A 25,600-nucleotide genomic window follows, 5' to 3' on the forward strand; every position below is an offset into this window, starting at 1 on the left:
TCAGACGCTTTGCGAGCCGCGGTGGGCCCAGCCGGTGGTGCGTTTTTCGATCCACGAGAAGAACTCGTACATCAGCATCGCCATGACGCCCACGGCCACCAGGCCCGCGAAGGCCAGGCCCATCTGCATGGCCGAGCCGGCCGAGACCAGCAGATAGCCGATGCCCTCGTTGGAGGCCTGCATCTCCGACACCGTGGTGCCCACGAAGGCCAGCGTGATCGCCACCTTCAGCGAGGCGAAGAAATAGGGCATGGAGCGCGGCAGGCCCACCTTGACGAGCACGTCCCAGCGGCGCGCACCCAGCACGCGCAGCACGTCTTCCAGCTCGGGCTCCAGCGTGGCCAGGCCCGTGGCGATGTTCACCGTGATCGGGAAGAACGAGATCAGAAAGGCCGTCAGGATGGCCGGGCCGATGCCGATGCCGAACCACACCACCAAGATGGGTACGAAGGCGGCCTTGGGCAGGGCGTTGAAGGCGGTCATCAGCGGATACATCGCGGCGTAGGCCAGGCGCGAGCTGCCCACGATGAAGCCCAGCAGCACCCCCACGGCGATCGCCAGGCCGAAGCCCGCCAGCGTGACCCAGAAGGTGCGCCAGGAGTGCTGCACGATGATGCTGCGGTACTCGACCATCTGCTCCCAGATGCGCGACGGGCTGGGAAAGATGAATTCCGAGATGGCCAGGCCCCGGCAGATGGCTTCCCACAGCACCAGCAGGGCCACCAGCAGCACCCAAGGGGCAAGGCGTTCGAGTTGCTTGTTCTTGCTCATGAGGGGAAGACTTCAGTGGCGGCGGATCGCGCCGATGCGCTCACGCAGTTCGTGGACGATCTCGGAGAAGGCCGGGGTGTAGGTGACCTCCAGGTCCCGTGGGCGCGGCAGGTCGATCTCGCGGCGCGCCAGAATGCGCCCCGGGCTCTTGCTCATCACGTAGACGGTGTCAGCGAGATACACCGCCTCGCGCAGGTCGTGCGTCACGAGGATGACGTTGAAGCGCTGCTCGGTCCACAGGTCGCGCAGGGTGTTCCACAGTTCTTCGCGGGTGAAGGCGTCGAGCGCCCCGAAGGGTTCGTCGAGCAGCAGCATGCGCGGCTCGTGGATGAGAGCCCGGCAGATCGAGGCGCGCTGCTGCATGCCGCCCGAGAGCTGCCAGGGGTACTTGTCCTCGTAGCCGCCCAGACCCACGCTTTGCAGCAGGCGGCGCGCCTTGTCCTCGTACTCGCGGCGCCGGGCTTTGAAGTTCGAGCGGTAGGGCTCGACGATCTCCAGCGGCAGCAGCACGTTGTCCACCGTGGTGCGCCAGGGCAGCAGCGAGGGCGCCTGGAAGGCCATGCCGGTGATCTTCAGCGGGCCGGTGACAGGTTCGCCCCCGATCAGGATGCTGCCCCGTGAGGGGCGTTTCAGCCCGGTGGCCAGCTTCATGAAGGTGGACTTGCCGCAGCCCGAGGGGCCCACGATGGCGATGAACTCACCCTCGCGCACCTGCAGCGAGATGTCCTCGACGGCGAACTGGTTCTGGGCGAGCAGCTCGTCGTTGTAGGCGAGCCAGACATTCTTGAAATCGACGAAGGCGTCCATGCACTGGGAGACCCTGCCGCCAGGGAAGGGCCCGGTTGGGGGAGAGGGGCATGCGACCGGGCACCCGCCGTGGGGCGCCCGGCGCCGGGGTCATTTCTTCGCCGGGAAGATGGCGCGTTCGGCCGCCGGGGGCAGGAAGCTGCCGTTCCACACGGCGTCGGGGTCCACGCGTGTCTTGGTGTTGAAGGCATCCCCCACCTGGCTGGCCATCAGCGCCAGGCGCGGCTTGCTCACGTCGCCGAAGCCGTCGGCGCGCGCATCGTCAGTGACGATGGACGAGGCGATGGCCAGGCGCAGGCGGCGCTCTTCCAGGGCGGGATTGATGATGCCGTCGCGCTCCTTGACCACGTCGATCGCTGCCTTGGGATTGGCCAGCACTTCCTTGGCGGCCTTGGTGAAGGCACGCAGGAAGCCCTTGACCGCCTCGGGATTCTTCTTCAGGAACTCCTCCGAGGCGATGATGGCGTTGCCGTAGAGCTTCACGCCGTACTGGGGATAGGGCATCACGTGGATGTCCTCGGGCTTGACGCCGCGCGCCTCCAGGTTGAGCAGCGAGGTGAAGTAAAAGCCAGTGATGGCGTCCACGTCACCGCGCGCGAGCATGGTCTCGCGCAGTGGCGGGTCCATGCTGATCCAGTTGACGCTGCCGATCTGGTTGGCCTTCTGGAAGATGGGGAAGGCGCGCCGGCCGGCGTCGAACACCGGGGCACCGAGCTTCTTGCCGGTCAGGTCGGCCGGGGTCTTGATGCCGGTTTTCTTCAACGAGAACACCGCCGCCGGGGTGTTGTTGTAGACCATCATCACCGCCACCGGCTTGTTCGGGGCGGTGGGGTTGTTGGCATGGAACTCCATCAGCGCGGCGATGTCGGCAAAACCCATGTCGTAGGTGCCCGAGGCCACACGGTTGACGGCATTGCCCGAGCCGTTGCCGGCGTCGATGGTGACGTTGAGCTTCTCGGCCTTGAAATGGCCCTTGGCCACCGGCCACAGGAAGAAGGCCGAAGGGCCCTCGAAGCGCCAGTCGAGCTGGAATTTGATGGAGGTGTCCTGGGCCTGGGCGAACGGGGCAACCAGGGCCAGCGTCAGGGCGGCGGCGGCGCCCAGGAGGCGGCGCTTGGCCGGGCAGGGATGGCATGGGGTCATGGGTGCGATCTCCGACAAGAGGGTGGGACGGCTGGAGCAAGTTTCATGCACAGCTTAAGGATCGGCGCGGATCCCCGCATCGGGGCATTCATGGGTTTCTCGCGAGCGGCCGCAGCGCCGCGGCCAGGTCGTCCACGCGCGGATGCAGCCGCAGGTTGCGCTCCACGCTGTCCAGGTGCTCGAGCATCAGCCGCGTGGCCGAGCGGGCATCGCCGCGCTCCAGGGCGTCGACGATGGCCACGTGCTCGGCCTGCGACTGCTCGGCCGACAGGGAGGACTGGTACATCAGCGAGATCAGCGAGCTGCGCGAGACCAGGTCGTGCAGCATCTCGGCCAGCACCTCGTTGCCGAGCATGCGGGCCAGGACCACGTGGAAGTCGGCCAGCAGATGGGTGCGGCCCGGCACGTCGGTGCGCTGCACCGCCGCCTGCTCGGCTTTCAGGTGCTCGCGCAGCTCGGCGACCTGGGCCGGTGTGATGCAGGCGGCCAGCCGTTTGATCATGGCCGACTCGATCATCTGGCGCACCTCGAAGACCTGGCGGGCCTCCTCGACGCTGGGCTGGGCCACGAAGGCCCCCCGGGCGGGCTCCAGCGTGACGAGTTTGTCGCGGCTGAGCTGGTTCAGGGCCTGGCGCACCAGGGTGCGCGAGACCTGGAAGATGTCGGCGATCTTCTGCTCGGCCAGCTTTGTGCCTGGCATCAGCCGGCGTTCGACGATTGCAGCGGTGATCGCCGCGACGATGCGTTCGGTGGCATTGCCGGCGGCGCCCCGGCCGGGCCGCCGGCCCGCGCCGGCCGGGGCCAGCAGGTCCAGCGGTGCGTCGGCCGAAGCCGCCGAGCGGCGCGCCGGGCGGCGGGGGGTGGAACGCGAAGCGAGGGCGGTGCGTGACATGGCGGATCGGTGGCGTGCACGCTACTGTATACACCAATGGAGACGGTGCCATCCGCAAGGACCCGAGAGGGGCCGCCGTGGCGAGTCGGGGCCGGGGCGGCGCGCTTGTGCCGGCGTTGGGGCGGTCCTTACACTGGCATGCCTTCCGGTGGGAATCGATGCGATGGACACCTACCTGCTTGACTGGCTGAACCTGCTGCTGCGCTGGGCGCACGTGGTCACGGCGATTGCGTGGATCGGCGCGTCGTTTTACTTCGTGATGCTGGACAACAGCCTGAGCGCACCGCAGCACGAGGACCTGAAGGCCAAGGGCGTGGACGGCGAGATGTGGGCCGTGCACGGCGGGGGCTTTTACCACGCCAACAAGTACCTGGTGGCGCCCAAGTGGTTGCCCTTGCCGCGCAACCTGCACTGGTCGTACTGGGAGAGCTATTCCACCTGGCTGAGCGGTTTTGCGCTGTTTGCGCTGATGTACCTGTGGCAGGCGGAGACTTTTCTGATCGACCGCAACGTGTACGCGTGGTCATCGCCGGCGCTGGCGGCGACGGCGGCGCTGGGTTTTTTGGTGGGTTTCTGGCTGGTGTACGACGGGATCTGCCGCACGCTGGGCCAGCGCCGCCGTGGTGACCTGGTGGTGGGGGTGCTGGTGGCCGGGTTCGTGGTGTTTTCGTCGTGGCTGGCGTGTCAGCTTTTTGCGGGGCGAGCGGCGTTTTTGCTGGTGGGGGCGATGCTGGCCACGGCGATGAGTGCCAACGTGTTCTTCTGGATCATTCCGGGGCAGCGCAAGGTGGTGGTGGCGTTGCGTGCGGGGCAGGCGCCCGATCCGGTGCATGGGCGGCGGGGCAAGCAGCGCAGCGTGCACAACACCTACTTCACGCTGCCGGTGATCGTGGCGATGCTGTCGAACCACTATGGGTGGCTGTACCAGGGGGCGCACAACTGGATCGTGCTGGTGGGCTTGATGCTGGCCGGGGCCTTGATCCGGCACAGCTTCGTGGCGCGGCACCAGGCGAAGGTGCAGGGCCGGCGCACGCCGTGGGAGCATGCGATGGCCGGCGTGCTGCTGCTGGTGGGGGTGGTGGTGTGGCGTTCACCGCCGGCGGCGGTGCCGGCGCAGCGGCCGGCCGAGCCGGTGGGGGTGGCGCAAGTGCACAGGGTGATTGAGCAGCGCTGCGCGATGTGCCACAACGCTGCGTTGGCCAGCAAGAACGTGGCGCTGCACACGCCGCAGTTGGTGCAGCAGCATGCACAGGCGATCTACCAGCAAACGGTGGTGTTGAGGCAGATGCCGCTGAACAACGCCACACAGATCACCGAGGACGAGCGCGCCCTCATCCGGCGATGGTTCGAGGCGGGGGCGCCGGGGGAGTGAGCCCCGGGCTCAACGCCGCATCAGCGTGGACTTGCCGAACAGGCTGGCGATCAGCTCGACGGCCACCTCGGCCGTCTGGTTGCGCACGTCCAGCGCCGGGTTGAGCTCCACCACGTCGAGCGAGCCCAGCCGGCCGGTGTCGGCGATCATCTCCATGCACAACTGGGCTTCGCGGTAGCTGGGGCCGCCGCGTACGGTGGTGCCGACCCCGGGGGCGACGTCGGGGTCGAGGAAGTCCACATCGAAGCTCACGTGCAGATGGGTCTGCGCATCGAGCAGGGCCAGGGCCATCTCCATCGTGTGGCGCATGCCCATCTCGTCGATGTAGCGCATGTCGAAGACCTCGAGGTTCTCGGCATGCACGAGGTGCTTCTCGCCGGCGTCCACGCTGCGGATGCCGATCTGGCGCACCATCTGCGGGCGGATGGCCGGACACTGGCCGCCCAGATGGGTCAGGGCCTGAGGCCCATGGCCGCACAGCACGGCCACGGGCATGCCGTGCACGTTGCCGGTGGGCGTGAGCGTGTTGGTGTTGAAATCGGCGTGCGCGTCGAGCCAGAGCACGCGCAGCTTTTTGCCCGTCTCCCGGCAGTGTCTTGCCACTGCGCTGATCGAGCCGATGCCCAGGCAATGATCCCCGCCAAGCAGGATCGGCAAGCGGCCTTGCTGAAGCTCGGCATGCACGGCCTCGTGCACGGCCTGGTTCCAGGCGACCACCTCGTCGAGGTGCCGGTAGCCGTCCACGGGAGCTTGCCAGGGGTTGGGCGGGCCGGCCAGGTTGCCTCGGTCGATCACCTCGCAGCCCTGGGCTTCGAGGACGGGTTGCAGTTGCGCCACGCGCAGGGCTTCGGGCCCCATGGAGGCGCCGCGAGAGCCGGCGCCCACGTCGGTGGGGGCGCCGATGAGACTGACGGGAATGGGCGAACGCGGCATGGCGGGATCAAAAATCGTCGGCAAAGGCGCCGCTGGTGCTGGGCGGGGCGTCCAGGGCATAGGCTTGGGCAATGAGCTGCCAAGCTTCTTCGGCGGTTTCGACGTACTGGAATAGGTGCAGGTCTTCGGGGGCGATCATGCCTTCTTCGACGAGCACGTCGAAGTTGATGAGGCGGCTCCAGAACTCGCGGCCGAACAGCAGCACCGGACGTTTGCGGCTCTTGCGTGTTTGCACGAGGGTGAGGACTTCGAACAGCTCATCGAGGGTGCCGAAGCCGCCCGGGAAGCACACCAGTGCGATGGCCCGCATCAGGAAGTGCATCTTGCGCAGGCCGAAGTAGTGGAACAGGAAGCACAGCTCCGGCGTGATGTAGGGATTGGGCTCCTGCTCGTGCGGCAGCACGATGTTCAGACCGATGCTCTTGCCCCCGGCTTCGTGCGCACCGCGGTTGCCCGCTTCCATGATGCCGGGGCCGCCGCCGGTGACCACGTAGATCGGCGGGTCCAGGCGCCGGGAGGCTTCGGTGACGAGCGCGGCGAAGCGGCGGGCCTCCTCGTAGTAGTGCGACATCCGCAGCCGCGATTGCGCGCGCGCAATCGCGCGGGCATCCCCGCTGCGCTGCGCCTGCTCCAGCGCCTGCCGGGCGGCATCGGCGGGCAGGATGCGGGCGCTGCCGAAGATCACGATCGTCGATTCGATGCCGTGCTGTTTCTGGACCAGTTCGGGCTTGAGCAGCTCGAGTTGCATGCGCACCGGGCGCAGCTCCTCGCGCAGCAGGAAGTCCTCGTCGGTGAAGGCCAGGCGGTAGGCGCTCTGGGGGCTGCCATAGCGGGGCAGGCTGGCCGCTGCGGCGGCATCGTCCTGGGCCGTGGGGAAGTTGCGGGCTGTGAGTTCCTGGCGCTTGTCGTCCATGCCGGGCTCTTCTCGTTGTGAGGCAAAGGGCCCGACAGCTTAGCGGATGCGCGCTGCCGCTGCGGGCAATGACCCCGATGGCCGCGCATGGCACACGGGGCAGTCCGGATGGCGTGCGATGCGGATCTCGGTCCACTCCATGTGACGGGCATCGAGCATCTGCAGGCGCCCGGCCAGAGAACGACCGACCCCGGCGAGCAGCTTGAGCGCCTCGGCGGCCTGCTGGCTGCCGATGATGCCCACCAGCGGCGCGAACACCCCCATCGTGGCGCAGCGCACTTCCTCGAAGGACTGCTCGGGCGGGAAGATGCAGGCATAGCAGGGGCTCGACGCATCGCGCGGGTCGTACACCGAAATCTGACCGTCGAAGCGGATGGCCGCCCCGGCCACCAGCGGCTTGCGATGGGCGACGCAGGCCCGGTTGAGGGCGTGGCGGGTGGCGAAGTTGTCGGAGCAGTCGAGCACCACGTCGGCGGCGGCGACGAGTTCGTGCAGGCGCGCTTCGTCGGCACGTTCGCACAGGGCCTGCACGTGCACCTCGGGGTTGATCGCCGCGATGCTGCGCGCCGCCGATGCCGCCTTGGGCTGGCCCAGGCGCGAGAGGTCGTGGATGATCTGACGTTGCAGGTTGGTGAGGTCCACGGTGTCGTGGTCGACCACCGTGAGGCGGCCCACGCCGGCTGTGCCCAGGTAATAGGCCACCGGTGAGCCCAGGCCGCCTGCGCCGATCACCAGCGCATGGCTGTCGAGCAGGCGCTGCTGGCCTTCCACGCCGAGTTCGTCGAGCAGGATGTGGCGGCTGTAGCGCAGGAGCTGGTCGTCGTTCATGCAGCCAGCATAAGGCGAAAACGCCTGCACATGGGCGTGGGCGAAGGCGCCCGCACGAGGCGGGCGCGCGGGTTGGCGAAAGTTGGGGAAACCTTGCTCAGTTGGCCTTGGTTTCCTCGGGCTTGCGCTCGGTCAGGGTCTTGGACACCGCCACCGGCTGCCCCTTGAGGCGATTGAGGGCCTGCTGGAGCTGGAAGTCCTCGGCGCTGCCGAATTCGGGCAGCGTGCGCTGCGGCGCCTGGCCCTGACGGGCGGCTTCCTCTTCCAGGCGCTTGAGCGCTTCCTCGCGTGCCTTGGCGCGCGCCGGGTCCTTGTCGCCGTTGCCGTTCTCGAGATGGCGCGTGAGGTCGACCTCGCGGGTGCGCAGGGCGCTGAACACGTTGCCCTCAGCAGTCTCGTCGATCATCAGGTCGGGGACGATGCCCGTGGCCTGGATGGAGCGGCCTGCCGGGGTGTAGTAGCGCGCGGTCGTGAGCTTGAGCGCGGTGTCGGCGGTGAGCTGGCGCACCGTCTGCACCGAGCCCTTGCCGAAGGTCTGGGAGCCCATGACGATGGCGCGTTTGTGGTCCTGCAGGGCGCCGGCGACGATCTCGCTGGCCGAGGCGGAGCCTTCGTTGACCAGCACCACCAGCGGCACGGTCTTGACCGCCTCGGGCAGGCGACGCAGCGGATCGTTGCCTCCACGCCGGACGTAGTACTCCGGGCTGGCCTTGAAGGTGGCCTTGGACTCGGGGATCTGGCCGTTGGTGGTGACCACGATGGCATCGCGCGGCAAGAAGGCGGCCGACACCGCCACCGCGCCTTCGAGCAAGCCGCCCGGGTCGTTGCGCAGGTCGAGCACCAGGCCCTTCATGTTGGGCTCGGCCTTGAACAGCTCCTCGAGCTTGCGGGCGAAGTCCTCGATGGTGCGGTCCTGGAACTGGCTGATGCGCAGCCAGGCGTAGCCGGGCTCGACGATGCGCCCGCGCACGCTTTGCACACGGATCTCCTCGCGCGTGATCGTCACCGGGAAGGTGCGGCTCTCGCTCTTGCGGAAGATCGTCAGGATGATCTTGGTGTTGGGTTCACCGCGGATGCGCTTGACCGCCTGGTCGATGGTCATGCCCTTGACCGGGGTGTCGTCGATGCGGGTGATGAGATCGCCGGTTTTGATGCCGGCGCGAAAAGCGGGCGAGCCCTCGATCGGGGAGACCACGCGCACCAGGCCGTCTTCCATGCCGATCTCGATGCCCACGCCCACGAAGCGGCCACTCGTGCCTTCGCGGAATTCCTTGAAGCTCTTCTTGTCGAAGTACTGCGAATGCGGGTCCAGGCCCGAGACCATGCCGCTGATGGCGTCGGTGATGAGCTTTTTCTCGTCCACCGGCTCGACGTAGTCCGACTTGATCATGCCGAACACGGCGGCGAGCTGCTGCATCTCTTCCAGCGGCAGCGGCGCCAGCGAGTTGCGCGCCGTGGCCTGCAACTGCATGGTGGTGAGGGCACCGGCCAGGGCACCGATGGCCACCCAGCCTGCGATCTTGAATTTGGCACCCATGATGGTCCTGGTCCTTTCAGGCGAAACGATGCCGCCGGCTCAGCGGCAGCACTGGCGATCAGTATAGGTTGAGGCCGTTCGTTTCGACGCCCGCAGGGTCACGAAAGTTGCAGGTGGAAATCCCTCGAATTTCCTCAGGTTTGACGGGGAAAGGTCACGACGTGGTCGACCTCGGGGCGGATGCCCACCCAGTCGCCCACGGCGTGGTTGTGGTGGGATGGCACGTGGGCCAGGACGGTCTCGCCGCTGGCCAGCCGCAGGGTGTAGAGGAACTCGGAGCCGCGGAAGGCCTTGCGCTCGATGCGCGCCTTCACCGGGGCGTCGTCGTCGTGGACGATGTCGTCGGCGCGCAGCAGCACATCGCATTCGCCGCCTGGGTAGGCGCTGGGCAGGGGGCACTCCTCCAGGTCGACCAGGTCGCCCAGCGGGGTGCGCACCACCGGTCCGCCGGGCTGCTGGACGATGCGGGCCGGGGTGAAGACGCCGTGGCCGATGAAGTCGGCCACGAATCGGGTGGCCGGGCGGTGGTAGAGCTGGTAGGCGGTGTCCCATTGCTCGAGCCGGCCCTGGTGCATCACACCGATCAGGTCGGCCACTGCGAAGGCCTCCATCTGGTCGTGCGTGACGAGCAGAGCGGTGGTGCCCGAGCGCTTCAGGATGGTGCGCACCTCCTGGGCCAGGCGTTCGCGCAGGTCCACGTCGAGGTTCGAGAAGGGCTCGTCCAGCAGCAGCAGGCGCGGGGCGGGGGCCAGCGCCCGGGCCAGCGCGATGCGCTGTTGCTGCCCGCCCGAGAGCTGGTGGGGATAGCGGGCCGCCACCGGGCCCAGGCCGACGAGTTCGAGCATCTCGGCCACGCGGGCCTCGCGTTCGCGGCGCGGGCGGTGGGCGATCCCGAAGGCTACGTTCTCGCCCACGCTGAGGTGGGGAAAGAGGGCGTAATCCTGGAAGACCATGCCGATGCGCCGCTGCTCGGGCGGCAGGTGGACCCCGGGCTGCCCCGGCTGGGCGGCGCTGAGCACCTCGGTTTCGATGGCGATGCGCCCGCCAGCGATGCGTTCGAGCCCCGCGATGGCCCGCAGCATCGAGGTCTTGCCGCAGCCCGAGGGCCCGATCAGGGCGCCGATCTCTCCCTGGGGCAGGGCCAGGCTGACGTCGTGCACGGCGGGATGGGAGGCCTGTGCGCCGGCATAGCGCACGCAAAGCTGCTGAATGTCCAGAAACATGGGGATGGCGGGGCGGCGTCGCAACGGCCTGCCGCAAGCGGGCAAGGGTCGGGCCGGACAGCCCCTATGATAGAGCCTGCAAAACAAATGATTACTTTTCGCATTCCGGCCTGACGCGGGTCAGGACCGCCGGCGGGCCGGGCCCGGCCGGCCCCGGCCTGCGTCTTCTGCCATGCGACTGCTGACCCTCGTGACCCTGGTGCTGGCCCTGCCGGTGCTGGCGATCTTCGGCTCCTGGCTGGGCTTCGATGCCGCCAGCCTCGAGGTACTGCGGCACCAGGCGACCACCGTTCTGCCGGGCTATGCCTGGACCTCGTTGTGGCTGTCGCTGCTGGTGGCCGTCGGGGTGGCGGCGGTGGGCGGGCTCACGGCGGCGGCCGTGACGCTGTTCGACTTCCCGGGCCGGCGCACCTTCGAGTGGGCGCTGCTGCTGCCGCTGGCGATGCCCGCCTACGTGCTGGCCTACGCCTACACCGACTTCCTGCAGTACAGCGGGCCGCTGGAGACCGCCTGGCGGACCTGGAGCGGCTCGACGCAGCGCCTGCTGCCCGACGTGCGCAGTCTGTGGGGGGCGGTGCTCATGTTCGTCTTCTGCCTGTACCCCTATGTCTACCTCCTGACGCGCGCGGCCCTGGCCGAACGCGGGGTGCAGTTGATGGAGGCGGCTCGACTGCTGGGCGCCGGGGTGGCCCGGCGGGTGCGCACCGTGGCCCTGCCGCTGGCCCGTCCGGCCCTGGCCGCGGGCGTGGCCCTGGCTCTCATGGAGACCCTGGCCGATTTCGGCGTCGTCTCCTACTTCGGATTGAACACCTTCACCACGGGCATCTACCGCGCCTGGCTGTCGATGGGCGATCGGGTGGCGGCGGCTCAGTTGGCCACCGTGCTGCTGCTGGTGGTGGCGGTGCTGCTGTGGCTGGAACACCGGGCCCAGCGGCGGCTGCGCTTTGCCACCGCCCGGCCCGCAGCGGCCCAGGGGGCCGAGGCCCGCCCGATCGCGCTGCGCGGCGGCCGCGCCGCCCTGGCCTGGGCCCTGTGTGCGCTGCCGGTGCTGCTGGGCTTCGTGCTGCCGGTGGCGGTGCTGCTGCACCTGCTGTGGCAGGAGGCGCGTTATGCCGAGGTGGGGATCCCCTGGGCGCGCTTCGTCCAGTGGGGCTGGACGAGCTTCCGGCTGGCCGCACTGGCGGCCTTGGCGGCCGTGGGGCTGGCGCTGGCGCTGGCCTTTGCGCTGCGCGAGCGGCCGGGCCCCGGCCTGCGGGTCGCGGCCCGGGTGGTGTCGCTGGGCTATGCCGTGCCCGGGGCGGTGATCGCCGTGGGCATCCTGCTGCCGGCCGCCTGGGTGCAGGCGCGCTGGCCCGACACCGGGGCCACGGCCCTGGTCACCGGTACGGCCCTGGGGCTGCTCTATGCCTACCTCGTGCGTTTCTCGGCGGTGGCGCTGCAGTCGGTGGAGTCAGGCTATGCCCGGATTGCGGGCACGCTGGACGAGTCGGCGCGCATGCTGGGGGCCACCCGCTGGCGCCTGCTGGGCCGGGTGCACCTGCCTCTGCTGCGGCGCTCGGCACTGGCGGCGGCACTGCTGGTCTTCGTCGACGTGATGAAGGAGCTGCCGGCCACCTATGTGTTGCGGCCCTTCAACAGCGACACGCTGGCGGTGATCGCCTACCAGATGGCCAAGGACGAACGCCTGGGCGAGGCGGCCTTGCCCTCGCTGGCCATCGTGCTGGTGGGGCTGGTGCCGGTCATCCTGCTGTCGCGTGCGCTGCGCCAGCGCGGCTGAGCCGCGCAGCTCAGCGTATGAATGCCGTGCAAAGGTCTCGGGGCCGCCGGACTCGGGGGGTGGGCCGGCGCACGGGGTGCCGGCAGGCACGGTAGCATGCGCAGCTTGCCCCACACGCCCGACCGATGGACCACTCCCTGCCTCACCCGCCCGAGCGACCGGTGCTGTACCGACGCCTGGCTGATGCAGTGCTGGTGCTGGGCGTGGCCGCCAGCGCCTACGGATGGCACCACAGTGCCGAGGCGCTGCGTGAGGCCTACGACCGTCGTTTCGAAGCGCTGGCCAGCGAGAAGGTGGCGCGCATCGTGGACTCGCTGGAGCGCTATATGGACCTGGCTGCCAGCCTGTCGGCGCTGTTCGAGGCCAGCCACCATGTGAGCCGGCGTGAGTTTCACGAGCACTTCCGTTCGCTGCGGGCGCAGGACCGCTACCCGGCTTTGCAGGCGGTGCAGTACGCCCCGCGCGTGACCCGCTCCGAACGGGAGCGCTTCGAGGCCTCGGTGCGCACTGACACGAGCCTGCGGCCCCAGGGGTATCCGGACTTCCGCATCCACCCGCCGGGCGAACGGGAGGAGTACTTCCCGGTGCTCTACAACGAGCCGATGGAGGGCAACGAGGCCGTGTTCGGTCACGACCAGGCGGCCGAGCCGGCGCGACGCGCAGCGCTGGAGCGGGCCCGCGACACGCGCAGGCCCGCCTTGTCGGCCCCGCTGACGTTGCTGCAAGGGGCGGTGCCCACCCGTGGTTTCGTGATCCGCGCGGCGCTGTTCTCCGTGCCGGAGGAACCGGAGGGTGTCGTGCGCGAGCCGGTGCACACGGGGCAGGTCAGCATCGTGCTGCGTTCGGCCGACCTGCTGCGCTATGCGCTGGTCGAGCACGATGCGAGCCGCTATCACGTGCGCATCACCGACATCGGAGACGAAGGCTACCGCAGCGGCCAGCCGGTGGAGGAGCGCGCGGTGGTGCTGCAGGGCAATGAGGTCTGGTCCTCGTCCTACGCGCTGCCCGAGCACGTGGCCCCCCGAGACCAGCGGGTCAATGTGAAGGCCGTGGGCGGGCGGATGTGGGAGGTGGTGATCACGCGCCGCCCGATCGACCCGCGCACCGATCCGTATCCGCTGACAGTGCTGCTGGGCGGGCTGGCCGGTTCGATCGTGCTGTGGATGGCCTTGCGCGTGTTCGCCGGGCGCTACACACGGGCCACCGCGCTGGCCCAGTATCTGAGCCGTCAGGCCAAGGAGAGCGAGGCGCGGCTGCGCAACGTGATCGATGGCACGGTCGACGGCATCATCACCTTCGACCGCGACGGCCGCATCGTCGACGTCAATGCGGCGGCGGCACGCATGTTCGGAGCGACCGAAGCCGAGCTGCGCGGCGCCAGCGTCAACGAGCTGCTGCCGCCGGCCGAGACGGCCCGAGAAGGAGTGGGGGCGGCGCTGGCCTGGGCGGCAGGCCCGGGGCGCGAGGTGACCGGCCTGCGACGCGACGGGCTGCTCTTCCCGCTGGAGTTGGCCGTCAGTGACGTTGAGCTCGATGGCCGGCCGCACAGCGTGGCGATGCTGCGCGACATCAGCGAGCGGCGCGCCACCGAGCTGGCGATCGAGGAGTCGCAGCGCCAGTTGCGTCGCGCCGATGCGCTGCGGCGCACGATCTACGACAGCGCCCCCTTTGCGATCGTGGCGCTCGACCTGCGCGGCGTGATCCAGGCGATGAACCCGGCGGCCGAGATGCTGCTGGGCTACAGCGCCGATGAACTGGTCGGGCGCGCCACACCGACCGTCTACCACGACCCCCAGGAGATCGCGCTGCGCGCGGCCCAGCTCAGTGCCGAGCTGGGCGAACCGGTGCCCGCGGGCGTGGAGGTGTTCATGGCCCGGGCGCGGCGGGGGCGTCCCGACGAGCGTGAATGGACCTGCATCCGCAAGGACGGGCGCCGCACACCGGTGATCCTGGTGATGACCACACTGAGCAACGAAGCCGGCGAGCCGGCGGGCTACCTGGGCATCTCCTACGACGTGACCGAGCGCAAGCGCGCCGAGGAGCACATCCGCCACATGGCGCACCACGATGCGCTGACCGGCCTGCCCAACCGCGTGCTGCTGCAAGAGCGGCTGAGTGCGGCCCTCACGCGGGCACGCCGCGAGAACGACTGCGTGGCGCTGATGTTCATCGACCTGGACCGCTTCAAGAACATCAACGACTCACTCGGCCACCATGTGGGCGATGGCATCCTCAAAATCGTAGCCGAGCGGCTGCACGCCACGGTGCGCGCCTCGGACACGGTGGCGCGCATGGGTGGTGACGAGTTCGTCGTGCTGTTGCCCAAGGTCTCGCATGTGGGTGACTGCGAGCTGGTGGCGCGCAAGATGATCGCTGCGCTGGGCGATCCGATGAAGGTGGGTCCGCACATGCTGCGGGTCACGCCCTCTATCGGCGTGGCGACCTTCCCCGAGGCGGGCAGCGACCCGGCCACGCTGATGCGCGCGGCCGATGCGGCGATGTACCACGCCAAGGCGGCGGGGCGGAACAACTTCAAGCTCTACGACGAGAGCATGACGCGCGACTCGGCCGACCGGTTGCGCATGGAAAACGACCTGCATGAGGCCATCGACCGTGGCGAGATGCGGGTGTATTACCAGCCGCAGTTCGACTGCGCCAGCGGCGCTCTGGTGGGCGCCGAGGCCCTGTTGCGCTGGGAGCGCCCCGGCCAGGGCCTGGTGCCGCCGGGCGAGTTCGTGCTGCTGGCCGAGGACACGGGCCTGATCGTGCCGATCGGGGCCTGGGTGCTGCGCGAGGCCTGCATGCAACTGCGCCGCTGGGAGGACGCCACCGGCGAGCGGCTGCGTGTGGCGGTGAACCTCTCGCCGCGCCAGCTCGAGGCCGACGACCTGCTGAACACGGTCGCGCGTGCCCTGGAGGTCGCGGCGCTGCCGGCCTCGCGGCTGGAGCTGGAGATCACTGAAAGCGCGATCGTGCGAGACACGCTGTCCACGGCCACCGTGCTGGCGCGGCTGCGCGCGCTGGGCATCTCGATCGCGATCGACGACTTCGGCATCGGCTACTCGAGCCTGGCCTACCTGCGCGATCTGCCGGTGGACAAGTTCAAGATCGACCGTTCCTTTCTGAGCGCGGTGCCCGGTTCGGCAAGCGACACGCGGCTGACCGCCGCGGTGATCGCGATGGCCCATACCCTGCAGGTGGGCCTGGTGGCCGAGGGGGTGGAGACGCGCGAGCAGTTCGAGTTCCTGCGCGAGCACGGCTGCCACGAAGCCCAGGGCTACCACCTGGGCCGGCCGATGCCGGCCGAGGACTTCGAGGCGCTCATCCGCCGGCTGCGCCAGCCGGCCAGCGGGCCGGCGCACCAAGGGCTCGACGCGGGCCTGACGGCTCCCCGGGCCTGACCGGGTCGGTGTGCGTTAGGCGGCAGGGGCGCGTCGAACGCAAGCGCGCTCAGCCCAGCAGGTCCAGCAGCGTGCGCGCCACCACTTTGGTGGCGCGGCGCAGGTCCTCCAGCACGATATGCTCGTCGGCGCGCTTGGCGTTGCTCTCGCGCACCGTGCGCGGGCCGGCGCCGTAGATGGCCGCGGGGATGCCGTGGGCGCCGAACAAGCGCACATCGGTGTACAGCGGCGTGCCCGAGGTGGGAATGGGCTCGCCGAACACCACCTCGCCATGGCGTTGCAGCGCCTGCACGAGCGGGGCGTTGCGGGCATCGGGCTTCCAGGCTTCGGCCAGCAGCAGGCGCTTGATGTCGACCGAGATGCCCGGGAAGCCTGCGGCCGCCTCGGTGATGACGCGGCGGATGTCGGCCTCGACCTCGGCCGGATTTTCCTCGGGGATCATGCGCCGGTCCAGGCGCAGCACCACCTTGCCGGGCACGACATTGGTGTTGGTGCCGCCTTCGATGCGGCCGACGTTGAGATAAGGGTGGGAGATGCCCGGCACCTGCGAGCGCACGGCCTTGTAGCGCTCGTTCTGAGCGTACAGCGCGTGCAGGATGCGCACGGCGCCCTGCAGCGCATCGACGCCAGTGTCGGGGATGGCGGCATGCGCCATCACGCCGTGCACGGTCACTTCCATCTGCAGGCAGCCGTTGTGGGCGGTGACCACCTGGTAGCTGAAGCCGGCGGCCAGCAGGTAGTCGGGGCGCGTCAAGCCCTGGCGCAGCAGCCAGCCTGGGCCAAGTTCACCGCCGAACTCCTCGTCGTAGGTGAAGATCAGCTCGACGCCGCCCTTGAGGGGCCGGCCAAGCGCTTCCAGCGCGCGTACCGCGAAGGTGTAGGTGCTGAAGTCGCTCTTGCTGACGGCGGCGGCGCGACCGTAGAGCCGGCCGTCGACGATCTCACCGCCGTAGGGGTCGTGCGTCCAGCCCTCGCCGGGGGGCACGACGTCGCCGTGGGCGTTCAGTGCCACCGTCGGGCCCTCGCCATAGCGGCGGCGCACGATCAGGTTGGTGAGCGACTGCAGGCCGTAGGCGCGCACCTCGTCGGCGGGCACCGGGTGCTTCTCGGCGGGCAGGCCGAAGCCGGCGAGCAGCTCGGCCGTGCGCTCGGCATGCGGGGCGTTGTGGCCCGGCGGGGTGTCGGTGGGCACGCGCACCAGTTCTTGCAGGAAACGCACCTGCTCGTCGAAGTGGGCGTCGATCCAGGCGTCCAGGGCCTGGTAGAGGGCGGGGGAGGTCATGAGAGTTCCGCGCAGAGTTGATCGAGCAGGTGCGAGAAGGCGCGCACGCACAGGTCGGCGTCGTCGCTGGTGATGGATTCGAGCGGGTTGTGGCTGATGCCGGCGTTCTGGCCGCGCAGGAAGAGCATGGCCTGCGGCAGGATCTCGTGCAGCTTCATCGCGTCGTGGCCGGCCCCGCTGGGCATGCGGTGCACCGGCAGGCCCAGGGCCTGGACGGCATGTTCCCAACGCTGCTGCCAGGCGGGATCCGAGGGGGCGGCGGCGGCACGCAGGGTCTCCTCGATGCGGTAGCGCAGGCCGCGGCGCTGGCAGATGCGCTCGAGCTCGGCCAGCACCTCGGCGGCACAGGCGTCGCGCACCGGGTCGGTGGTGGCGCGGATGTCCAGGCTGAAGCGGCAGCGCCCCGGCACCACGTTGATCGAGCCATTGGGCACCTCCAGGAGGCCCATGGTGCCCACCAGGTCGGGCACGGCCGAGGCGCGCTTTTCGAGGAAAAGGGCCAGCTCGGCCACGGCGGTGGCGGCATCGCGGCGCAGGCCCATCGGCGTGGTGCCGGCGTGGCTGGCCGTGCCGAGGATCTCGCCCACGTAGCGCACGCCGCCGTTGATTGAGGTGACCACGCCCAGCGGCAGGTCGAGCTCGTTGAGCACCGGGCCCTGCTCGATGTGGACTTCCACGAAGCCGAGATAGCGCTGAGGGTCGCGCCGCAGCTTGGGGATGTCGTCGATGCACAGGCCGGCGTGCTTCATGGCCTCGCGCATCGTGATGCCCTGGGCATCGGCCTGGTCGAGCCAGCGCATGTCGAACTGGCCCACCAGCGCGCCCGAGCCCAGGAAGACGGCCTTGTAGCGCTGGCCTTCCTCCTCGGAGAAGGCCACCACCTCCAGCCCGTAAGGCAGCCGCCGGCCCTGGCGCGAGAGCTCGCGCACGCAGGCCATGGGCACGAAGATGCCCAGCCGGCCGTCGTACTTGCCGCCGTTGCGCACGGTGTCGTAGTGGCTGCCCGTCAGCAGGTACTTCGTCGAGGCGCCCGGCGCGGGGTGGTAGCGAGCGACCACGTTGCCCACGGCATCGATCTCCACCTCGTCGAAGCCGCAATCGGCCTTCATCCAGTGCGAGATACGCTGGGCACAGGCCCGGTGCGCGTCGGTGAGGTAGGTCACGGTGAGCTCGCCGCGCTCGGCATAGCCCGGCTCGCTGTGCTCGGCAAGGCGTTCGGCCCAGTCCCACACGAGGTGCCCCAGGGTCGGCTCGACGCCGAACTTGTCGTTCAGGCGGATCTCGGCGATGCGGTGGATGTTGCGCAGCGCCTCGGCGAATTCGACGTCGGGCGGGTTGTCCAGCCGGCGCGCGAAGGTGGCGATGATCTCGGCCTTGCCCAGGCCCGTGCCGCGCGGGCCGCGCACGGCCAGGATGAAGGGAAAGCCGAACTTGGCGTTGTACTGGGCATTCAGGCGCTGCAGGGTCTCGAACTCTTCGGGCGTGCACTGCGTCAGGCCTGCCTGGCCCTGTTCGTTCGTCGATTCGGCCGTGAGGGTGCGCGCGACCATCGCCCGTCCGGCCAGTTCGGGGTGGGCACGGATGAGCTGGAGCTGCTCGTCGCGGCCGGCCTCGCGCACCACCTCGACCAGCACGCGCTTGAGCTGGGCCAGGGTGGCGAAGGGCCGCCGTGCGGCCGCGCGCTCGGCGATCCAGGGCGAGTGCTCGTAGGTGCCGTCCAGCAGCGCGACGAATCCGGCCGGGCTGGCCGCGTTGAGTTGGTCCAGGGTCAGGGGCATGGCGCTTACTCCCACAGGAAGGCGGTCGCGGGGTCGAAGGGGTGCGTGGCCTTCCAGTGGCGCGCGATGTCGATGCGTCGCGTCACCCACACCCGGTCGTGCTTCTCGATGTGATCGAGGAAGCGCTGCAGCGAGCGCATGCGCCCGGGCCGGCCCAGCAGCCGGCAGTGCATGCCGATGCTCATCATGGCCGGGCGCTCCTGGCCTTCGGCATAGTGCACGTCGAAAGCATCGCGCAGGTACTCGAAGAACTCGTCGCCATGGCTGAAGCCCTGGGGCAGCGCAAAGCGCATGTCGTTGCAGTCCAGCGTGTAGGGCACCACCAGGTGCGGCGCCAGCGAGCCGTCGGTGCGGCGCACCTGCAGCCAGAAGGGCAGGTCGTCGCCGTAGTAGTCGCTGTCGTACTCGAAGCCGCCGTAGTCGGCCACCAGGCGACGCGTGTTCGGGCTGTCGCGCCCGGTGTACCAGCCCAGCGGGCGCTGCCCGATCAGGCGCTCGATGGCCTGCATGCCCAGCCGCATGTGCTCGCGCTCGGTGGCCTCGTCGACGTTCTGGTAGTGGATCCAGCGCCAGCCGTGGCACGCCACTTCGTGCCCGAGCTCCTTGAAAGCGGCGCTCACCTCGGGGCAGCGCTGCATGGCCATGCCCACGCCAAAGACGGTGAGCGGCAGGCCCCGCCGCTCGAACTCGCGCAGGATGCGCCACACACCCACACGCGAGCCGTACTCGTAGATGCCCTCCATGCTCAGGTGGCGGGCCGGGAAGGCCGCGGGGTTGAACATCTCGGACAGGAACTGCTCGCTGCCGGCGTCGCCGTGAAGCACCGAGTTCTCGCCACCCTCCTCGTAGTTGAGAACGAACTGCACCGCCACGCGCGCGTGGCCGGGCCAGTGGGGGTCGGGCGGATTGCGGCCATGGCCGCGCAAGTCGCGGGGGTAGCGGGGGGACGATGAGGTCATCGCAAGGCTCGGGCGTCGCTGACAGGGGCCGCCGAAGGGCGGGGCGGAATGGCGAAAAGTGTGTGCTAAAGTGTATACAAAAAATGCGAAGGCGCAAGCCGGCCGCCCTGTTCCCGTCCACTTCGAACCTGGAGACACCCATGGGCCATCTGAGCACCCACGTTCTCGACACCATGCACGGCTGCCCGGCCGCGGGCATGAAGGTCACGCTGCAGCGCGTCACCGACGCAGGCACGCAGACCCTCAAGACCTTCACGCTCAACCACGACGGCCGCAACGACGGCGGCCCACTGCTCGATGCAGCCACCATGGCCGTGGGTCGCTACCGGCTGAGCTTCGAGGTGGCCGAGTATTTCCGCGCCAAGGGGGTGACGTTGCCCGAGCCGGCCTTCATCGACGTGGTGCCCATCGATTTCGGCATCGCCGATGCGGCCGGGCGCTACCACGTGCCCTTGCTCGTGAGCCCCTGGTCTTACGCCACGTACCGCGGGTCCTGAAGCAGGGGCGGTTCAGGGAAATTCCCAGGATTACTGTATTCTTTGCTGTATACACTTTGTGCACGTCGCCGCGGAGCCCGCAGCGCCGGCCTTGCGAGGCCGGCGCCGGTTGCGACGTTCTCGTCCTCACAGAGCCCGCTGTGGTGAGGTGCCTGCACGGCCCGAGGCCGTGCGCACCCGACCTGTGAGGATGCGATGGACACCTACCTGCTTGACTGGCTGAACCTGCTGCTGCGCTGGGCGCACGTGGTTACGGCGATTGCGTGGATCGGCGCGTCGTTTTACTTCGTGATGCTGGACAACAGCCTGAGCGCACCGCAGCACGAGGACCTGAAGGCCAAGGGCGTGGACGGCGAGATGTGGGCCGTGCACGGCGGGGGCTTTTACCACGCCAACAAGTACCTGGTGGCGCCCAAGTGGTTGCCCTTGCCGCGCAACCTGCACTGGTCGTACTGGGAGAGCTATTCCACCTGGCTGAGCGGTTTTGCGCTGTTTGCGCTGATGTACCTGTGGCAGGCGGAGACTTTTCTGACCGACCGCAACGTGTACGCGTGGTCATCGCCGGCGCTGGCGGCGACGGCGGCGCTGGGTTTTTTGGTGGGTTTCTGGCTGGTGTACGACGGGATCTGCCGCACGCTGGGCCAGCGCCGCCATGGTGACCTGGTGGTGGGGGTGCTGGTGGCCGGGTTCGTGGTGTTTTCGTCGTGGCTGGCGTGTCAGCTTTTTGCGGGGCGAGCGGCGTTTTTGCTGGTGGGGGCGATGCTGGCCACGGCGATGAGTGCCAACGTGTTCTTCTGGATCATTCCGGGGCAGCGCAAGGTGGTGGCGGCGTTGCGTGCGGGGCAGGCGCCCGATCCGGTGCATGGGCGGCGGGGCAAGCAGCGCAGCGTGCACAACACTTACTTCACGCTGCCGGTGATCGTGGCGATGCTGTCGAACCACTATGGGTGGCTGTACCAGGGGGCGCACAACTGGATCGTGCTGGTGGGCTTGATGCTGGCCGGGGCCTTGATCCGGCACAGCTTCGTGGCGCGGCACCAGGCGAAGGTGCAGGGCCGGCGCACGCCGTGGGAGCATGCGATGGCCGGCGTGCTGCTGCTGGTGGGGGTGGTGGTGTGGCGTTCACCGCCGGCGGCGGTGCCGGCGCAGCGGCCGGCCGAGCCGGTGGGGGTGGCGCAAGTGCACAGGGTGATTGAGCAGCGCTGCGCGATGTGCCACAACGCTGCGTTGGCCAGCAAGAACGTGGCGCTGCACACGCCGCAGTTGGTGCAGCAGCATGCACAGGCGATCTACCAGCAGACGGTGGTGTTGAGACAGATGCCGCTGAACAACGCCACACAGATCACCGAAGACGAGCGCGCCCTCATCCGGCGATGGTTCGAACAGGGCGCCGCCGCCCACTGACCGGTACCGCCGCAACGAGGAGCGGGCCATGTTCCCGCTCCCGCGGATTCACCCCCAAAGGAGACATGCATGAGCGAGACGACGACGGTTCACCCCGTGGACGAGAAGCTGCCGGCCGGGCGGCTGGCCGCACTGGGCCTGCAGCATGCGCTGGTGATGTATGCCGGGGCCGTGGCCGTGCCCCTGATCGTGGGGCGCGCGCTGCAGCTCAGCCCCGAGCAGGTGGCGATGCTGATCTCGGCCGACCTGTTCTGCTGCGGCCTGGTGACCCTCATCCAGAGTCTGGGCGTGACACGCTGGTTCGGCATCCGCCTGCCGGTGATGATGGGCGTGACCTTTGCCGCCGTGGGCCCGATGGTGGCCTTCGCCCAGGCCCTGCCCGGGGTGGACGGCGCGCGGGCGATTTTCGGCGCGATCATCGGCGCGGGCATCCTCTCGATGATTCTGGCGCCGATGGTGAGCAAGCTGCTGCGCTTTTTCCCACCGGTGGTCACGGGCAGCATCATCGCGATCATCGGCATCAGCCTGATGCGGGTGGGGGTGGGCTGGGCGATGGGCGGCCCGGCCCCGATGGCGCAGAGCGTGGACGTGTCCCAGTTGGCGGCGATGGTCGACAGCGCTCGCGCTGCGGCCGCTGAGGCCGGCACCGAGCTGACCCGCCTGCCCGGGCCCATCCCGATGAAGGACAACCCGAACTACGCTGCGCTGGACAACCTGGCGATCGCCGGCGCGGTGCTGGCGGTCATCTTGCTGCTGGTGAAGTACACGCGCGGCTTTGTGGCCAACATCGCGGTGTTGCTGGGCATCGTGGCCGGCTGTGCGATCGCGATCGCGCTGGGCAAGATGGATTTCGCCAAGGTGGCCCAGGCGCACTGGTTCGATGTGGTCACCCCGTTGGCCTTCGGTCTGCCCAGCTTCGACATCGTGATGATCCTGACGATGACGCTGGTGATGATCGTCGTGATGATCGAGTCCACCGGCATGTTCCTGGCCCTGTCGGAGATCACCGGCCGGCGCATCAGCCAGACCGAGCTGGCCGCGGGGCTGCGCACCGATGGGCTGGGCACGCTGATCGGCGGCATCTTCAATACCTTCCCCTACACGAGCTTCTCGCAAAACGTGGGCCTGGTGGGCGTCACCGGTGTCAAGAGCCGCTGGGTGTGCGTGGCCGGCGGCTTGATCATGATCGTGCTGGGCATGTTGCCCAAGATGGCGGCCTTCGTCGAATCCATCCCGACGTTCGTGCTGGGCGGGGCCGGCCTGGTGATGTTCGGCATGGTGGCCGCCACCGGCATCCGCATCCTCTCGACGGTGGACTACCGCAGCAACCGCAACAACCTCTACATCGTGGCGCTGTCCATAGGTTTCGGCCTGATCCCGCTCGTGGCCCCGCGCTGGACGCAGCAGATGGCCCATGGCCTGCACCCGCTGCTGGAAAGCGGCATCCTGCTCACGGCCATCGCTGCGGTGTCGCTGAACCTCTTCTTCAACGGCACGCGCGGCGACACGGCCGGCGCGATCGAGGCGGCCAAGACGGCCGAGGCGCACTGAGGAGCGGCGGCCGGCGGCCGGCTCAGGCCGCGGTGATGCGCAGCAGGTTGGTGCTGCCGCTTTCACCGAAGGGCAGGCCGGCGATCCTCACCAGAGGGTCACCGGGACGGGCCAGACCTCCGCGCCGGGCCCGTTCTCAGGCCAGCTCGGTTATCTCGCAGGCCTGTGGCACTTCGTCGAGGCGCACCGAGTGCACGCCCCAGCCCAGGGTGGGCTGGCGTGCCGCCGCACGGGTGGGGGTGAGGCTCAGGACGGGCGCGTGCGACCACCACGGCATGTGCGATGCGGGATCATGAAAGGCGCGGGTCCGCCGCCTCGATGATGAGGGCGCGGAAGTCGTTGACGTTGGTGAGCGTGGGGCCGGTGCGGATCTCGTCGCCCAGGGCCTCGAAGAAGCCGTGCCCGTCGTTGCGGGCCAGGTGGTCGGCGGGCCGCAGCCCGGCGGCCCAGGCGCGCGCCAGCGTGTCCGGTCCAATGGTCGCGCCGGCGATCTCCTCCTGGCCGTCCACGCCGTCGGTGTCGGCCATCAGCGCGTGGATGCGCGGATGGCCCTGCACGGCCAGGGCCAGCGACAGCAGGCATTCCACGTTGCGGCCGCCGCGGCCGTCGCCGCGCACCGTCACGGTGGTCTCGCCGCCGGACAGCAGTACGCACGGTGCACTGAAGGGCTGGCCGCGCTCGGCCACTTGCCGCGCGATGCCGCCCAGCACCTTGCCGACATCACGGGCTTCACCCTCCAGGGCATCGCCCAGGATGTGCACCGCATAACCGGCCTGCCGGGCCACGGCGGCAGCGGCTTCGAGGGCCTGCTGGGGGGTGGCCACGAGCCGGGTCTGCGCACGCGCCAGGCGCGGGTCGCCAGGCTTGATCGATTCGCCGGCGCCGCTTTCTAGCACCTTGCGCACGGCCGGCGGCAGCTCGATGCGATGGCGCCGCACGACGGCCAGGGCGTCCTCGCAGGTGGTCGGGTCGGCCACGGTGGGGCCCGAAGCGATGTCGATGGGATGGTCGCCCGGCACGTCCGACAGGACGAGGCTGAGCACCCGGGCGGGGTGGCAGGCGGCGGCGAGCCGTCCGCCCTTGAGGGCCGACAGATGCCGGCGCACACAGTTCATCTCGCCGATGCTGGCGCCGCTGGCCAGCAGCGCTCGGTTCACGGCCTGCTCGTCGGCCAGCGTCAGGCCCGGCAGCGGCAGGGGCAGCAGGGCCGAGCCGCCGCCGGAGATCAGGCACAGCACGAGGTCGTGCTCGCTCAGGCCCTCCACGATGTGCAGGATGCGCTGCGCAGCCGCCAGGCCCGCAGCGTCGGGCACCGGGTGGGCGGCTTCGACGATCTCGATGTGCTGGCAGGGCACGGCGTGGCCATAGCGCGTGACGACCAGGCCCGACACCGCGCCGGCCCAGTGGCGCTCGACGGCCTGGGCCATCGCGGCCGAGGCTTTGCCGGCCCCTACGACGATCAGGCGACCGCGCCCGAGCGAAGCGGGTGAGGGCAGGTGGGGCGGCACGCACAGCGCAGGCTGGGCCGAGGCGACGGCGGCGTCGAACAGGCGCCGCAGCAGCGGATGGGGCGGGGCAGGGGACATCGGGGCCTCGTCGAATGGCATGTGTCAGCCGGCCTGGGCGCCGATCTCGAAGTGGTTGAGCTGCTCCAGCGCGCGCACCAGGCCCGAGTGGTCCCAGCCCGCACCGCCGTGGGCCACGCAGGCGCTGAAGAGCTGCTGAGCCGCAGCGGTGGCCGGCAGGGCCAGGCCCAGCGACTTGGCGGCGCTCAGCGCGAGGTTGAGGTCCTTCTGGTGCAGCGCGATGCGAAAGCCCGGGGCGAAGCTGCGCTTGATCATGCGCTCGCCATGCACTTCCAGGATGCGCGAGGTGGCCAGCCCGCCCATCAGGGCCTGTCGCACCTTGGCCGGGTCGGCGCCGGCGCGCGCCGCGAACAGCAGGCCTTCAGCCACGGCATGGAGGGTGAGCGCCACCACGATCTGGTTGGCCACCTTGCAGGTCTGACCGTCGCCATGCCCGCCCACGAGCGTGATGTTCTTGCCCAGCAGCTCGAACACCGGCCGCACGCGCTCGAAGACCTCGGGCTTGCCGCCCACCATGATGGACAGCGTGGCATTGCGCGCCCCCACGTCGCCGCCGGAGACCGGCGCGTCGAGGTACTCGCAGCCCAGGGCCTCGATGCGGCGGGCGAAGTCCTTGGTCTCCACCGGCGAGATCGAGGACATGTCCACGACGATCTTGCCCGGGCTCAGGCCCATGGCCACGCCCTGCTCGGCAAAGAGAACGTCGGCCACGTCGGGGGTGTCGGGCACCATCGTGATGATGATGTCGGCGCGCTCGGCCACACCGCGCGCATTCAGGCACTGGGTGGCCGAGCTCGCGGCGATTTCGGCTGGCACCTTGCCGCGGGTGTAGACGAAGAGCTGGTGTCCGGCCTTGATGAGGTGGCCGGCCATGGGCGTGCCCATGATGCCCAGGCCGATGAAGCCGATGCGCAGGGGGTGGGAAGTCATGTCGTGCTCCTTGGTC

General features: G+C 69.3%; 21 protein-coding genes. 6 read left to right on the forward strand and 15 right to left on the reverse strand.

Annotation, left to right across the window (positions count from 1 at the left end; all coding sequences use genetic code 11):
* The 4 genes from AC1ECW_RS04870 to AC1ECW_RS04885 form a co-directional block, all read right to left on the reverse strand.
* A complete protein-coding gene (locus AC1ECW_RS04870; RefSeq protein ID WP_409707528.1) occupies positions 1 to 771 on the reverse strand; it encodes an ABC transporter permease in 771 nt (256 codons plus the stop codon).
* A gap of 12 nt (positions 772 to 783) precedes the next feature.
* On the reverse strand, positions 784 to 1,578 hold the full coding sequence (locus tag AC1ECW_RS04875) for an ABC transporter ATP-binding protein (protein ID WP_409707531.1): 795 nt from the start codon (positions 1,576 to 1,578) through the stop codon (positions 784 to 786).
* Between the two features lie 90 nt (positions 1,579 to 1,668).
* Positions 1,669 to 2,721 carry an ABC transporter substrate-binding protein gene (locus AC1ECW_RS04880; RefSeq protein WP_409707534.1) on the reverse strand — a complete coding sequence of 351 codons (1,053 nt, stop codon included), beginning with the start codon at positions 2,719 to 2,721 and terminating at the stop codon, positions 1,669 to 1,671.
* A gap of 88 nt (positions 2,722 to 2,809) precedes the next feature.
* Positions 2,810 to 3,613, reverse strand: coding sequence for a GntR family transcriptional regulator (locus tag AC1ECW_RS04885; protein ID WP_481201310.1), 804 nt, complete (start codon positions 3,611 to 3,613; stop codon positions 2,810 to 2,812).
* Between the two features lie 163 nt (positions 3,614 to 3,776).
* On the opposite strand from AC1ECW_RS04885, the gene AC1ECW_RS04890 reads away from it, so the two are divergent.
* The gene (locus tag AC1ECW_RS04890) at positions 3,777 to 4,985 is read left to right on the forward strand and encodes a urate hydroxylase PuuD (RefSeq protein WP_481201311.1); all 1,209 of its coding nucleotides are present in this window, start codon (positions 3,777 to 3,779) and stop codon (positions 4,983 to 4,985) included.
* A 9-nt stretch (positions 4,986 to 4,994) separates the two neighbouring features.
* Here the strand turns inward: AC1ECW_RS04890 and rocF are convergent, their stop codons facing one another.
* The 5 genes from rocF to AC1ECW_RS04915 all read right to left on the reverse strand — a co-directional run bounded on the left by rocF (position 4,995) and on the right by AC1ECW_RS04915 (position 10,419).
* Positions 4,995 to 5,918 carry an arginase gene (gene rocF / locus AC1ECW_RS04895; RefSeq protein ID WP_409709293.1) on the reverse strand — a complete coding sequence of 308 codons (924 nt, stop codon included), beginning with the start codon at positions 5,916 to 5,918 and terminating at the stop codon, positions 4,995 to 4,997.
* 7 nt (positions 5,919 to 5,925) lie between these two features.
* A complete protein-coding gene (locus AC1ECW_RS04900; protein ID WP_409709290.1) occupies positions 5,926 to 6,831 on the reverse strand; it encodes an LOG family protein in 906 nt (301 codons plus the stop codon).
* A 39-nt stretch (positions 6,832 to 6,870) separates the two neighbouring features.
* Complete coding sequence (locus tag AC1ECW_RS04905; RefSeq protein WP_409709287.1) at positions 6,871 to 7,659, reverse strand: HesA/MoeB/ThiF family protein; 789 nt, start codon at positions 7,657 to 7,659, stop codon at positions 6,871 to 6,873.
* A 97-nt stretch (positions 7,660 to 7,756) separates the two neighbouring features.
* Complete coding sequence (locus tag AC1ECW_RS04910; RefSeq protein WP_409709283.1) at positions 7,757 to 9,196, reverse strand: S41 family peptidase; 1,440 nt, start codon at positions 9,194 to 9,196, stop codon at positions 7,757 to 7,759.
* A 134-nt stretch (positions 9,197 to 9,330) separates the two neighbouring features.
* Entirely contained in the window at positions 9,331 to 10,419 is a 1,089-nt protein-coding gene (locus tag AC1ECW_RS04915) for an ABC transporter ATP-binding protein (protein ID WP_409709280.1), read from the reverse strand.
* 172 nt (positions 10,420 to 10,591) lie between these two features.
* Between AC1ECW_RS04915 and AC1ECW_RS04920 the strand changes: the two genes are divergently transcribed.
* Together AC1ECW_RS04920 and AC1ECW_RS04925 are read left to right on the forward strand one after the other, a co-directional pair.
* On the forward strand, positions 10,592 to 12,196 hold the full coding sequence (locus AC1ECW_RS04920; RefSeq protein ID WP_481201312.1) for an ABC transporter permease: 1,605 nt from the start codon (positions 10,592 to 10,594) through the stop codon (positions 12,194 to 12,196).
* Positions 12,197 to 12,321: 125 nt separating this feature from the next.
* Positions 12,322 to 15,597: a bifunctional diguanylate cyclase/phosphodiesterase gene (locus tag AC1ECW_RS04925; protein WP_409707895.1), complete on the forward strand. Its 3,276-nt coding sequence runs from the start codon at positions 12,322 to 12,324 to the stop codon at positions 15,595 to 15,597.
* A gap of 49 nt (positions 15,598 to 15,646) precedes the next feature.
* Here AC1ECW_RS04925 and AC1ECW_RS04930 read toward each other — a convergent pair whose 3' ends face one another.
* The 3 genes from AC1ECW_RS04930 to puuE are packed head-to-tail and all read right to left on the reverse strand — an operon-like array spanning position 15,647 to position 19,616.
* On the reverse strand, positions 15,647 to 16,879 hold the full coding sequence (locus tag AC1ECW_RS04930) for a M20 family metallopeptidase (RefSeq protein WP_409707892.1): 1,233 nt from the start codon (positions 16,877 to 16,879) through the stop codon (positions 15,647 to 15,649).
* Positions 16,876 to 18,657 carry a 2-oxo-4-hydroxy-4-carboxy-5-ureidoimidazoline decarboxylase gene (gene uraD, locus AC1ECW_RS04935; RefSeq protein ID WP_409707889.1) on the reverse strand — a complete coding sequence of 594 codons (1,782 nt, stop codon included), beginning with the start codon at positions 18,655 to 18,657 and terminating at the stop codon, positions 16,876 to 16,878. Before uraD ends, AC1ECW_RS04930 begins: the two co-directional genes overlap by 4 nt.
* A gap of 5 nt (positions 18,658 to 18,662) precedes the next feature.
* Positions 18,663 to 19,616: an allantoinase PuuE gene (gene puuE / locus AC1ECW_RS04940; protein WP_481201313.1), complete on the reverse strand. Its 954-nt coding sequence runs from the start codon at positions 19,614 to 19,616 to the stop codon at positions 18,663 to 18,665.
* Positions 19,617 to 19,756: 140 nt separating this feature from the next.
* On the opposite strand from puuE, the gene uraH reads away from it, so the two are divergent.
* The 3 genes from uraH to AC1ECW_RS04955 all read left to right on the forward strand — a co-directional run bounded on the left by uraH (position 19,757) and on the right by AC1ECW_RS04955 (position 23,068).
* Complete coding sequence (uraH, locus tag AC1ECW_RS04945; RefSeq protein ID WP_409707883.1) at positions 19,757 to 20,113, forward strand: hydroxyisourate hydrolase; 357 nt, start codon at positions 19,757 to 19,759, stop codon at positions 20,111 to 20,113.
* 195 nt (positions 20,114 to 20,308) lie between these two features.
* Complete coding sequence (locus AC1ECW_RS04950) at positions 20,309 to 21,517, forward strand: urate hydroxylase PuuD (protein ID WP_481201314.1); 1,209 nt, start codon at positions 20,309 to 20,311, stop codon at positions 21,515 to 21,517.
* A gap of 69 nt (positions 21,518 to 21,586) precedes the next feature.
* The gene (locus AC1ECW_RS04955) at positions 21,587 to 23,068 is read left to right on the forward strand and encodes a nucleobase:cation symporter-2 family protein (protein WP_409710716.1); all 1,482 of its coding nucleotides are present in this window, start codon (positions 21,587 to 21,589) and stop codon (positions 23,066 to 23,068) included.
* 136 nt (positions 23,069 to 23,204) lie between these two features.
* Here AC1ECW_RS04955 and AC1ECW_RS04960 read toward each other — a convergent pair whose 3' ends face one another.
* Genes AC1ECW_RS04960 through AC1ECW_RS04970 form a run of 3 tightly spaced genes read right to left on the reverse strand, consistent with a single transcriptional unit; the run spans position 23,205 to position 25,584 of the window.
* Complete coding sequence (locus AC1ECW_RS04960; protein ID WP_481201315.1) at positions 23,205 to 23,345, reverse strand: hypothetical protein; 141 nt, start codon at positions 23,343 to 23,345, stop codon at positions 23,205 to 23,207.
* A gap of 13 nt (positions 23,346 to 23,358) precedes the next feature.
* Positions 23,359 to 24,654, reverse strand: a complete 1,296-nt coding sequence (locus AC1ECW_RS04965) for a glycerate kinase type-2 family protein (protein WP_481201316.1) — start codon at positions 24,652 to 24,654, stop codon at positions 23,359 to 23,361.
* A gap of 24 nt (positions 24,655 to 24,678) precedes the next feature.
* A complete protein-coding gene (locus AC1ECW_RS04970) occupies positions 24,679 to 25,584 on the reverse strand; it encodes a 2-hydroxy-3-oxopropionate reductase (RefSeq protein ID WP_409710669.1) in 906 nt (301 codons plus the stop codon).
* Positions 25,585 to 25,600: the final 16 nt, after the last annotated feature.

This window comes from Caldimonas hydrothermalis (genome assembly GCF_056746695.1).